10 protein-coding genes and 1 pseudogene are annotated in these 12019 nt (G+C 55.0%); 4 read left to right on the forward strand and 7 right to left on the reverse strand.

Features of this window, described 5'->3' with window-relative positions:
- Positions 1 to 115: 115 nt before the first annotated feature.
- From GSQ82_RS04385 to GSQ82_RS24930, 5 genes and pseudogenes are all read right to left on the reverse strand, one after another.
- A complete protein-coding gene (locus GSQ82_RS04385) occupies positions 116 to 409 on the reverse strand; it encodes a hypothetical protein (RefSeq protein ID WP_158790789.1) in 294 nt (97 codons plus the stop codon).
- Positions 396 to 3611: a DNA polymerase III subunit alpha gene (locus GSQ82_RS04390; protein ID WP_158790790.1), complete on the reverse strand. Its 3216-nt coding sequence runs from the start codon at positions 3609 to 3611 to the stop codon at positions 396 to 398. Before GSQ82_RS04390 ends, GSQ82_RS04385 begins: the two co-directional genes overlap by 14 nt.
- Complete coding sequence (locus GSQ82_RS04395; protein ID WP_158790791.1) at positions 3604 to 5118, reverse strand: DNA polymerase Y family protein; 1515 nt, start codon at positions 5116 to 5118, stop codon at positions 3604 to 3606. The genes GSQ82_RS04390 and GSQ82_RS04395 overlap by 8 nt, the downstream gene beginning before the upstream one ends.
- Positions 5115 to 5501 (reverse strand): hypothetical protein, encoded by a 387-nt coding sequence (locus tag GSQ82_RS24925; protein ID WP_254061466.1) that lies wholly within the window; start codon positions 5499 to 5501, stop codon positions 5115 to 5117. The genes GSQ82_RS04395 and GSQ82_RS24925 overlap by 4 nt, the downstream gene beginning before the upstream one ends.
- Positions 5502 to 5831: 330 nt before the next feature.
- Positions 5832 to 6146, reverse strand: a pseudogene (locus GSQ82_RS24930) (recombinase RecA); the annotation flags it as partial.
- Between the two features lie 309 nt (positions 6147 to 6455).
- Here GSQ82_RS24930 and ligD point away from each other — a divergent pair.
- Both ligD and GSQ82_RS04410 read left to right on the forward strand, forming a co-directional pair.
- Positions 6456 to 7427, forward strand: coding sequence for a non-homologous end-joining DNA ligase (ligD, locus tag GSQ82_RS04405; protein WP_158790793.1), 972 nt, complete (start codon positions 6456 to 6458; stop codon positions 7425 to 7427).
- A 2-nt stretch (positions 7428 to 7429) separates the two neighbouring features.
- Entirely contained in the window at positions 7430 to 8083 is a 654-nt protein-coding gene (locus GSQ82_RS04410; RefSeq protein WP_158790794.1) for an SOS response-associated peptidase, read from the forward strand.
- A 355-nt stretch (positions 8084 to 8438) separates the two neighbouring features.
- Here GSQ82_RS04410 and dinB read toward each other — a convergent pair whose 3' ends face one another.
- Positions 8439 to 9563, reverse strand: coding sequence for a DNA polymerase IV (gene dinB, locus GSQ82_RS04415; protein ID WP_216847014.1), 1125 nt, complete (start codon positions 9561 to 9563; stop codon positions 8439 to 8441).
- A 162-nt stretch (positions 9564 to 9725) separates the two neighbouring features.
- On the opposite strand from dinB, the gene GSQ82_RS04420 reads away from it, so the two are divergent.
- The gene (locus tag GSQ82_RS04420) at positions 9726 to 10451 is read left to right on the forward strand and encodes a hypothetical protein (protein ID WP_371417165.1); all 726 of its coding nucleotides are present in this window, start codon (positions 9726 to 9728) and stop codon (positions 10449 to 10451) included.
- Between the two features lie 141 nt (positions 10452 to 10592).
- Entirely contained in the window at positions 10593 to 10847 is a 255-nt protein-coding gene (locus GSQ82_RS04425) for a hypothetical protein (RefSeq protein WP_158790796.1), read from the forward strand.
- A 227-nt stretch (positions 10848 to 11074) separates the two neighbouring features.
- Here the strand turns inward: GSQ82_RS04425 and GSQ82_RS04430 are convergent, their stop codons facing one another.
- Positions 11075 to 11929: an oxidoreductase gene (locus tag GSQ82_RS04430; protein WP_158790797.1), complete on the reverse strand. Its 855-nt coding sequence runs from the start codon at positions 11927 to 11929 to the stop codon at positions 11075 to 11077.
- Positions 11930 to 12019 lie beyond the last annotated feature (90 nt).

The following is a 12019-nucleotide window of genomic DNA, read 5'->3' on the forward strand; positions in this document are numbered from 1 at the left end:
ATCAAAAGGAATGCTAGTGTAGTTTTCCGAGCGTCTATTACCCATGAATTCTCCGTTCAACCCCACTCCCAATATTTTGCATCGCCAACAGATCACAGGTATACCCAGTTTAAGATTAGCGAGGCACCTCATCATCTGTCGCGACATACCAGGCGACGTCTTTCGATTGAAAGAGATCAGGATGCCGAGAGGTCAAGTGAGAGAGCACAATCTTTGCGATGCGGACGCTATGCTCGACTTCGTTCTCCCATTCGATGTTAGCAAGACCGTCGCCATGAGTGGGGTCCAAGCGAGTTGTGCGGATAGCGAGTACAAGACTTGACGCGATGAGGAGCGCAGGCCCTAGTTTTTGGTAGTCGACTTCTCGTCTGTATCCGCCGGCACGAGAGCCGGGATTAGTGGAAGTCATGCGACGTTACCTCCAGCCCTCTTGTCGGTAGAGCCCTGATTCTAGAAGCTCTGATGTGAATGGTGTCATCTTCATTTTGAAGTGGTCCTTCGACCGAAATGAACTTCGCGTTCGAGATCGCGCTACGGTTCCGTTCAAAGAACTCTTTCGTGACAATCACATTGAAGATGTCTGTCTCGTCTGAGATGGACATGAAGACGAAACCTTTTGCTGTGCCGGGTCGTTGTTTGACGATGGCCAATCCCGCAGTCTTCACGAACTCTCCATCCCGTCGCCTCCTCAACTCAAAGGCTGTGAGATGTCCCTGCCTATTGAGCTCTTGCCTACGGAAGTACATCGGATGGGGGCCGGTAGTCACACTTGTTCCTGCATAATCAGCGACCAGCCTTTCTTCTGGAGTCATCTCTCGCAGCGGAAGGCTTCTGCTATCTTCTCGTAGCCATTCACTTTGTTGCCGGAGTAATGGGCCTTCCAGTTTCCCGGCACGCTCAACTTGCCAGAGTGCGTCACGGCGATGCTCCACTCCTTCAATGCTGTTCATCGCCCCCACCCGTGCAAGCAAAGCCAGTTCCTTACGATTCAGGATGGGAACACGCAACACCAAATCCTCGACTGAACCGAATTTTCTCGTCTCCCGCTCACGTATGATGGCATCCGCAGCCTGGCTACGAAGTCCCTTCGCGTAGCCCAAACCCAGTCTGAGCGAAAGTGAATAGTCCGGCTCACGCTCCAATGTGCATGCCCACTCTGAAACCTGAATGTCGATGGGCTTCACACGAAGTCCGTGTCGTCGCGCATCTTCGATCAACACAGCAGGACTGTAAAAACCCATCGGCTGGTTATTGAGGATCGCGCAGGTAAACGCGGCTAGGTACTTCACTTTCAGATATGCAGAAGCATATGCAATCAGAGCAAAGCTCGCAGCATGCGATTCAGGAAACCCATATAGCGCGAACGAACTGATGTTCTGAATGATGTTTGCCTGAGTTGCTACGTCGATGCCATTGGCAGTCATTCCAGCCCGAAGCTTGCCTTCGAGATTCTTCATCCGTTCCCAAGAGCGACGCATTCCTACTGCCCGGCGGAGTTCTTCTGCTTCTGCACCTGTAAAGTTCGCGACCGTCATCGCCATGCGAAGCAGTTGTTCCTGAAAGAGTGGTACTCCCAGGGTCCGCTTCAAAACGCCTTCGAGGGACGGATGAGGGTAGGTGACCTCCTCTCTCTTCTGGCGTCTGCGCATATAGGGATGCATCATCTTGCCTACGATGGGACCAGGGCGAATGATGGCGACCTGCACTACCACGTCGTAAAACTTCTCTGGCTTGTTCCGAGGTAGCGACGCCATCTGTGCGCGGCTCTCGACCTGGAACATGCCGATCGTGTCGGCACGCTGCAGCGTGCGATACACATCGGTGTCTTCGGGCAGATTGGCAAGATCAACAGGGTCACCATAGTGCTCGGGGATCAGTTCGACACAGTCTTTGAGCACCGCCATCATGCCAAGGCCAAGCAAATCGACTTTGATGATGCCGAGATCGGCGCAATCTTCTTTGTCCCATTGCACGACGGTACGGCCCGGCATCGAAGCCCGTTCCAGAGGAACCACGCGATCCAGTTGCCCTTGGCAGATAATCATGCCGCCAGAGTGTTGTCCCAGGTGACGCGGAAGATCCTGGATACGCATACAGAGTTCGAGGTACTTCGCGATGCGCGGGTGTTTTATGTCGAAGCCTGCATTACGGAACGAGTGCGCCATCGTGTCTGTCGGTCCGCGCCACTCGAAGTGGCTCACGAGGCTTGACAATCTCTCAAGGGATTCGCGATCAAAGCCAAGCGTCTTGCCGACCTCTCGCGCAGAGGACTTTCCTCGGTAGGTGATGACGTTGGCGCACATTGCTGCTCCCAGTTCGCCATAACGTTGGTACACGTGCTGTATCGCTTGCTCGCGTTTCTCTTCCGATGGTAGGTCCAGATCGATGTCCGGCCACTCGCCACGGCTCTCGCTCAAGAATCTTTCGAAGAGAAGCTCCATTCCAACCGGATCGACTGCCGTAATCTCCAGCGCATAGCAAACCGCAGAGTTTGCCGCACTGCCGCGCCCCTGAATGAGAATGTTGTTTCGTTTGCAGAAGCAAACGATATCCCAGACGATGAGGAAGTATCCGGCAAAACCGAGCTTTGCGATCAAGGCGAGTTCATGCTCGACTTGCTTCTTGGCACGTTCGAGGAGGCCCGCATTGCTCTTCGATCCATAGCGCTTAGCGACTCCTTCCGAGACACGTTTCTTGAGAAAGCTGTCCATCGTCTCCCCATCTGGGACTGGATACCGTGGGAATTCATATCCCAGATCACCTAGCTGAAATTGAAGACGGTCAGACAGCTCGACTGTGTTTGCGAGCGCACAGCGCACATCACTAAACAGCGTTCCCATCTCTGAGGCGGAGCGGAGATGGCGCTGGCTGTTCTCTGATAGCAATCGGCCAGCCTTGTCGAGTTGCGTGTGGTTCCGGATGGATGTGAAGAGATCCAAAATCTCGCGATCATAGGCGTGCGCGTAGCGTACTCCGTTCGTAGCCAGCAATGGCAACTTTAAGGAACTAGCAATCCGGATCGCCGCTTGATTTCGCCACTCTTCTTCACGCTCATGGTGGCGCTGCAATTCCACATAGACGTTTTGGGGACCGAAGACGCGCACGAGACGTTCCACCAGGTCGCGCCCAGCTTCTTCGCCGCCTCGCGATAGAGCGGCCGCAAGCGGACCCTCATCCCCGCCCGTAAGACAGACCAGACCACGCGAGTAGTCCTGAATCTCTTCAAGCTTTGCCGATCCATCTCCCTTGGTTCGCTCGCGCATCTTGAATCGCGTGATGAGTTGGCAGAGATTCTGATAGCCCTCCCGCGATTCACACAGGAGAGGCAGTCGGGCAGGCTCCCCGATGTACTGATGAGGGAGCCATATCGGCGGTGTGAGACGAGTGCCGAGGTATGGAACTCCGATCTCAGCTCCAATGTGAGCCCGAACGTTGTTTCGCTTCGCGGCGGTGTGGAATCGGGCAGAGCCATAGACCCCGTTATGATCGAGCAGCGCCACTGCCGGCATCCCTATCTCGACCGCCCGCTCGACTAACTTTTCAGGCTGCGATGCTCCCTGGAGAAAGGAGAATGCGCTCGCACTATGGAGTTCAACATAACCGTTAGTCATAGAGAGCCGCCATCTGCCAGCGATTTCTCACTCTGTCCCGCATCAGGCAGCAACACAGGATCGAGCCGTCCTCGCCACGCGCAGTAAGGTCCCACTGTTCAAGCCCATAACGATCTCGATTCCACCACTCACCGCTCGCAAACCACGGCCCATAAAGATGTTCGACCACGTAGCGCCGAGTGCGGAACCGCAAGCCCTCTGGCCTCGCATCCTTCAACATGACCATGACGGGCTCAGGCGGCCGTAGTTGTCGCAGCGAGACTCGTGAGATTGCGGAGATGCCCATGCTGGTATGGCCGGATGGCAACGCGAAGCGCTCAACGCGAAAGCTGCCGGGGAGATGTTGGTCGGGGAGAGCAGGAGCCCCAACGTTGCCCTCGCCCACAAGAGCAGACAGACGCGCCAGCGTAATGTCGAGTCGGCCGGCCTCCGGCAACTGCGGGGAGAAGAGTCCGAGCTGAACTTTGCTCGTCGAGCCAGGTTCGGCACGTAGCGCGATGGCTACGAATGCGGCCGGTGGGGGGTGCCCCTCCAGGTCGAGATGAATCAACTTAATCCAGAGCTCCTTATCATTCGTCGGTAGAGCCGGACGCACCGTACGCTCGTGAATGCCTTTACCTTCCAGTTCTAAGGTGACCGTCACAGAGGCTAACGCGAGAACACGTGCTGATACACGAGTGATGAGTTGGTTGAGCATCATCCTGATCCCAAAGAGGAGCGACTCAAGGATATGCAGCGGTGCATCCAGTTCTAACCGGTCTTCCAGTCGAAACGGAGGTTCGATTGCCTGAAAGAGATGCGGCAGAGTGCCTGACGCCATCTGCTGAAGGCGTTTACCTTCCTGACCCATGCGGGAGATCAGCTGTTTCTCAGGAAGCGCCGCTAACTGCCCGAGTCTGTAAATGCCCCATGATGCGAAGGTTTCCAGCTGAGCGGCGGACACAGCGAGTACAGTCAACGGCAAAGATGATAAGGCAGCCGCTTCCTCGCCCGGATTCACCATCTGGACGGAGGCCCGTCGCGAAAATCCCTTCGCAAAAGATAGGGCCGCGTGGAAGTTCCTGCTGACTGCAATGTTCGCAGACAATCCAAGGGCACGAATCTGCATGAGCAGGCTTTTCGCTAACTCCTCAGGAGGGCCGAACAAGCTGCGCGTGCCCAGGATGTCGATGCCGCCTACGAAGGCCGTGTCTTCGCTCAGGTCTTCGACGCGGGGTGAGAAGTTCCCGGCAACTTCAAGCAATGCCGCCTTTGTAACGGTTTCTATTGCGATCGAGCGGCGCATAATGATCGGCTTTGCGAAGGTCTCGATTTCGACGCGTGACATGCCGTGCTTCATGCCGCTCAATCGAGCCTTGGTATTGAGGGAGCAGGCCTCTTCGCCTGGAGCTTCGCCGCTCATGACCACGCAAGCTGAACCGTGCAAGTCAGAGCGATGCCGTAGGAGAGCCTGTGCGGGAAACTCCCGCAAATAAAGACAGGCATAAAGAGAGGTCTGGTTCGTCATCGCTGACCTGCCCAGGAAGTACGATTCTGCCAGCAGGCTATATTGGCGTTTTGTGGAGGTTTACGAATCGGAAGAACATTGCTGCCTCGCTCTTGAAAGCGGTGCCGTGCCACTTCTGCTCTAGGCTGTGTTCCGGTAAACACTGTTGCTTCATTGAGGACCATCTCCGCGGGATGCAAACGTAACAGAAGCTCCGCGCTGCTTTTGGCAGACACATGCTGTGTCAGGAGAATGATGCTCGACTGTGTTCGCTCTGCTGCTACCCGGTAGCGATGCCACATCCCCAACTCGACACGCGACACGAACTCCGGTGCGATGCCTCCCAGGTCAAGCACGATGGCACCGAATCCCCCCGCTTGCAGGATCAGGTCGGCGCTCTTCAAACCCTGTTCGATCCTTTCATACGGGCTGAGCACAGAGCGTCTCTGAGGTGCCGAGATAGCGAGGCGCGAGGCGGGGGCACAGGTTACCTGGGTGGGACGTAACTTTCGTTGCGATTCAGCACACCGTGGACTTAGCGGTTCTCCCTGGAGCAAACCACTGACAGCATTCGAAAGTCCCTTGGCTTCCTGTCGAGGATGAGTCCCATGCCCACCGCCGTGCAAACCTCTCTTCGGCTTCGAGGGAATCAGGTACGCATCCGGGAGTGCAAATTCGCGGACCGGTTCCAGATGAGAAATCTCAGTAACGCCGCAACGTACCCAAAGCAGCCGGCGTAGATCGATACCCGCCGCAGCCGCAGAGGCTGCGTCGAAAGAGTCCGATACATCGATCCAGGCTGCAACCTTCCCGCTTTCGATGACTCGCGCGACCAAGGAGTGCGCCAGGGAGGTTCTTCCAGAGCAATCCGGACCAGTGACCTCGCTCACGGCGCCGACCGGAAACCCTCCCTTGAGGACGGAATCCAGCGATTCGATGCCCGAAGAGACGACGGGGCGTACCATCCTCGCTGCTGGAGTGAGGGCAGAAGGTATCTTGTTAGCGAGGGCACTTTCGACTTGAATCCTGACAGCTGCGGCTGATGACATGGCGAGTACCTTTCGCCAAATATTCGCCTATCGGAGATCGAGAATGCAAACATCGGTGCCTCCAGAATTGTGCAGTTGGCGATCTAAGTATCTGATTCTTATTCTTTATCTTTAATTTTTGTGGCTTCAGGCAATTCCTCAGGTCTTGCACGGATACCGACATTCATGAACCGATCCGGCCTGGTCTGGCGAGCCCGCTATTACTCTGATCGTGGACCATTTGGCCCCTCCAGATGCCACTATGTTTCATAGCATCTGAAGGTAGAGTTATGTCGCAGCTCAAACTGTACTTATCTTCAAGGTTCCCAAATGCCTAAGAAGCTCCTCCCAGAACGAACTGCCGACTTCATCGAGTCGATGGAGTGCCTGCCTGTCGCGGAGGTGCCAGAGGGGCCAGAATGGACCTACGAGCTAAAGCTTGATGGCTACAGACTTGAAGCGGTGCGAACCCAAAAGGAAATTACTCTTTACTCGCGACGCAGGAACATCCTGAACAAGAAGTTTCCTTATGTCGCTGCCGCTCTGAAGGGTCTTCCCGAGGGTACCGTCGTCGACGGGGAGCTGGTTGCGTTGGGCAAAGATGGTCGGCCCGACTTCAACATGCTGCAGAACTTTCGCTCTGCGGAAGAGAACATCACCTACTACGCTTTTGACATTCTGGTGCATAAGAACCGGGATCTTACCTCGCTCCCTTTGTCGGAACGTAGAGAGATATTGCGCACGGTAATCAAACCCGCCAAACACGTTGCTCTTTCTGAAGTATCCAATCAGACAGCAACGGAGATGTTGAAGTTCGTCCGATCGCACGGTCTTGAGGGTATCATCGCCAAGCGATCCGATAGCGTCTATCAAGCTGGTCTGCGAACCGGGGTGTGGTCGAAGCACCGCATCAATCTCGGCCAGGAGTTTGTTATCGGCGGATACACTCCGGGTACACATGGCTTCGACTCCCTCGTCATCGGGTTCTATCAAGGAAAAGATCTGCATTATGCCGCGCGCGTGCGTGCCGGGTTCGTTCCCGCAACGCGGCGCACAGTCTTCGAACAGATCAAAGGGCTGGAGGCGTCCAAGTGTCCCTTCATCAATCTGCCGGAGAAACAAGCTGGGCGTTGGGGACAGGGGCTCACGGCGGACAAGATTAAGGAGTGCGTCTGGCTTAAACCAGAGGCGGTGGCGCGGTTCGACTTTTTGGAATGGACGGGCGCGGATCATCTGCGACATACAAAGTTTGTAGCCATGCGCGACGACAAAGACCCGCGCAAGGTCGTCAGGGAGAATTAGCCATGTGTGGACGATATAAACGACGTTCTGACAAACAGCGGATCGCGGAGACATTCGCAGTCGCAACGGGGCTAGATGAGACGTTTTTCGATCCCGGCGACGATTTCAGCCCGCAATCCATGCAGCCAGTCGTTTACTTGAATCAAAATGGCGAGCGACAGATCGAAATGATGCGCTGGGCGTTCAAGCTGCCCGATCGGCCAAGACCGCTCTTCAATGCGCGTTCCGAAGGTATCGAACATGCGAAGTTCTGGAAGGATGCCTTTCTCAAAGGACGTTGCATAGTCCCAGCAGATGCGATCTATGAATGGCAGGAAGTCGAAAAAGGCAAGAAGAAACCGAAGTACGAGTTCGTCATTCCCGGCCAGGAGCCGTTTGGAATGGCTGCCGTTTGGAAGCTTTGGAAGAATCCCAAGACGGAGCTCTGGGAGCGGACCTTCGCTGTTCTGACTGGCGAGCCAAATGAGTTGATGGCTCCGATTCACGATCGTATGACCACGTTTCTGGAGCCGCGCGATTACACAGAATATCTCGCACCGACCGAGAGGCCGCCTCTCCACCTGCTGCGTATACTCCCATCGGACAAGATGAGAGCCACGCTCGTAGGAGAGACGTCCATCACCAATCAACAGGTAAGTCTTTTCGATAGCCAATGAGTGAACGCTTTTATGTCAACTCGTGAGGCGATGAAACCCGAGGAGAGATCGCATCGGAAGGCTCCGGAATATGTTCTGCCTCCCGGATTGCCTTTGCTTTCTCCTTTCTTTCTTCTAAACGCAGATCTTCTCCGAAACCCGAGGGTTCAGGCCCATAGAAAGCACCTCCACATGTCGCACAGAAGAGCTCGGGACCTTCGGTATAGACGCCGTTGTCAGCTTCCCATACGGTCTTCGCGCTACAGTGAGGGCAGTAATACGATGTCAGCGTCCATTCCTCTGTCCGCCGCGATCCGATCTTGATCTCACACTTCATTCGAATTACCTCTTTCTAGAACCATACTTTCCAACATATCTAATTGTTATTGGCATCTACATCGTCTTCACAGGAGAAAAGGGGGGAGGCTATCTCAGCGCCGCTTTGAAAATTACTCAGACCCACACCCACAAGACGGAAGAGCTGTCGGGGTCCAAGATCGACGCGACGACAGAGTGCTAAACCAATCGTTGCTAATTCTTCGCAGGAAGACACCGGTATTGTAAGAGACAGATTCCGGGTCAGCGAGATGAATTCTTTGGTCTTCAGCTTCAGGCCAACAGTTTTCGCTCCTCGTGCATTTTCCCGCGACGCCGCCCAAACCTTTTCGGCCAGACGACGGATGTGAACTTCGCATTCCTCCAGGGGAAGATCGTCCGGAAAGGTGTCTTCTGCGGAAATCTGTTTGCGCACACGATTCGAGACGACGGGATTGTGGTCGATCCCCCGCGCCAGTTCGTAAAGACGCGAACCATAGCGTCCGAAATGCTCTTCCAGCGTAAACATTTCCATCGCGTAGATATCGCCGACGGTTTTGATGCCGACCTGGGCCATGCGGCTCTCCGTAACTCTTCCTACACCGGGAATCCGACCCACTGGAAGCGGAAGCAGGAATGCTTGTACCTCGTGCGGTTGAATCACAAATTGGCCATTCGGTTTCTTCCAGTCGGAGGCGATCTTTGCGAGAAACTTGTTTGGCGCCACACCGGCTGAAGCTGTGAGATTTAACTGCTCCCATATCTGTCGGCGGATCGTCTTTGCGACGAGCGTTGCAGTCGGCAGGTTCGATTTGTTCTCTGTCACGTCGAGATAGGCCTCATCAAGCGAGAGTGGTTCGATTGCGTCGGTGTGTTGTTGAAAGATCTCTCGCACCGCTTGTGAGGCGGCTTTGTAGCGCGTGAAATCAGGGGGAACAAAGATAGCTTCCGGGCATAGCCGTTCGGCGCTGATTGCTGGCATTGCCGAACGTATTCCGAACTGCCTCGCTTCATAGGAGGCCGCACACACAACAGATCGTTTGCCCTTCCATGCGACAACCACAGGTTTGCCGCGTAGGTGCGGATCATCGCGCTGTTCGACTGAAGCGTAGAAGGCGTCCATGTCTACATGGACGATCTTGCGCTGCATTGCCGTTCCGCTGATGAGCTGTTCAGGTTGAGGCATTGAGTGTTCGCCTTATATTCGCCTATTATAGGGAACGTGCTGACTAGTGAGCAATCTATTTGTGATCTTCCATGTGGCCTCGGTTTGAGAACTGAGCTGAGCCTTCGCAATCAGAGGTTCGCGACCATTCATGGATTTCTCTATGAGAGTACGGATGGAAAAGTGCCCAGCATCATCTTCGGACGTGGCGAGGACGGCCGGCATGGAAACTTTCATCCGCTCGCGTATCAGAGGATTTGCAACAATCCCCAATGGGCACGGCGCCTTGGGAAAGTTCACACTGCTTCTAAACGCGCATGGCCTCGTTCTAATTGGCATTGGAAAGAGCTGGACTGCGCGAACAGCTCCGATGCTCTGCTCATGAATATCTTTTGTCACCCAGGAGTGATGGAGAGCGGAGGGATGCGAGCAATGCTCGGAATCGAGCCGAATAAGGTCCCAGAATTTGGCTATAAGCCGCGCACACCTGTGCTTGGCAACAGACGCGACAATACCGAGATCGATATGAGACTAGGGGATCTGTTGGTGGAAGCGAAGCTCACGGAATCGGACTTTCAGAGTGCCAGGGTAGGTTTGATCTCTCGCTACCGCGACCTGGAGACGGTCTTTCATATCGAAGAGCTGCCTTCGATGAATGGGAGGCATAGCAGCTACCAGTTGATTCGAGGTACGCTCGCGGCGCACGCCACCCAAGGCGCGTTTTGTGTCTTTTGCGATGCTCGCCGCCCTGACCTGGTCGAATGCTGGTACAGAGTGATGAGGGCTGTGCGTCAATCTGAGCTTAGGTGCCGTCTCAAGCTGCTGACATGGCAAGAACTCGCCGTGGCCCTTCCGGAGGATCTTCAGCAGTTCATGGTTGCCAAGTACGGCATTCTCCCTGCCCTGTGAAATGCCTGTCTCGTAGAAGCTACGCTACGGTGTTCAGTGGCATGGAGAGAGTTCTATGGACAAAGCATGGAGGATGCCTCACTTTCCTCAACAGGAAGCCGATACGCGTTGTGAATCCGGATGCTATTCGGCCGTGAGAGCATGCTCTGCACAGTCAGATCAGCACTTGGCGCGATCCTCATCCTTGGCGGTGCAAGCTTTATCGCCAAGAATTTTCTGATTGTCCTCGCTCCGCAGTATGACCTCCCCTACGTGATTGCGCCCATGTTCCTGGCGATGGACTCCCTGACGTTCTGGTCGCTAATCAAAGGAGTTGATCGCGCGCGGTGGGATGCGCGAGGGACCGGATGTCAGCGAGCGCAATCATGGATGAATTGGCTTGATATGGCCAGCTAACACTGCAGCCAATAGTACGAGAAGCCGGTTACCTTCCATGTGGAAATGCGTCGTCGACAAGTGATTTGGGCGATCGATCACCAACTGACACGTAAGTGAAGAACGGCACAATTATTCCCGGTTTTCGAAAACGGCCGTTTCAATGAAGCCGAAACCTCAACAGAACACTACCCTTTATCGTGCTTAGGGCGGTGCTTGTGATTTGTCAGACCCGCTTTTGAGGGAGTTTATCTTTGATTTTCTGGGAAATCCGCACCAAGGGTAGTCTCACGCCAGGTGTCCAAATCCTTCTTAACCGACTCGAGCTTCTTGTAGACCAGGTCGAGCCCAGGCTTGCCAAGCACCAACCGAAGCGGGGGATTCTCCGACGTGATCGCGTCAATGATCGCCTGAGCCCCGCGAACCGGATCGCCTACCTGCTTGCCACTGTTCGCTTTGCTGGCACGACGCCGTGCGCCGGCTGTCTGATCGTAGTCGTCGATGACGGTCTTCGACTCCTGGAGCGACCGCCCCGACCAGTCCGTCCGGAAGGGTCCCGGCTCAACAATCATTACCTTGATTCCAAGTGGCGCAGTCTCGATGGCCAGACTTTCGGATAGGCCTTCCACTGCATATTTCGTCGCGTGATAGTAGCCTGTCGCGCCGAAACTGACCAGTCCTCCGATCGACGAGACATTCACGATATGGCCGCTCTCCCGCGCCCGCATACCGGGCAGCACAGCCTTCGTCAGCTCCACCAGTCCGAAGAAGTTCGTCTCAAACATCTCCCGTACGGCAGCATCTTCGCCCTCTTCAACCGCGGCAAGGTAGCCATAGCCTGCGTTGTTGACGAGCACGTCAATGCGGCCAAACTTTTGCTCGGCTTGCTTCACTGCATCCTTGAGTTCTGAGATCTTGGTCACATCCAGAGGCAGCGCGAGCGCCCGATCCGTGTGTCCATCGACAAGATCGGCGACCTGCTCCACTTTGCGAGCAGTAACAACGACGCGCTCTCCGCGGGCAAGCACAAGTTTTGCGAGTTCCCGTCCAAAGCCGGTCGAGCAGCCGGTAATAAACCATACAAACGATTGATCCTGAAGCATCAGTATCTCCTGGAGCTTAAGATGCTCGTCCCCTCCCTTAGGGTTCCAGACAGCGGTCAGCAGTCCATAGGGCCCAGCGTCTGACTGGAT

This window comes from Granulicella sp. L60 (assembly GCF_009765825.1).
GTDB lineage: Bacteria > Acidobacteriota > Terriglobia > Terriglobales > Acidobacteriaceae > Edaphobacter.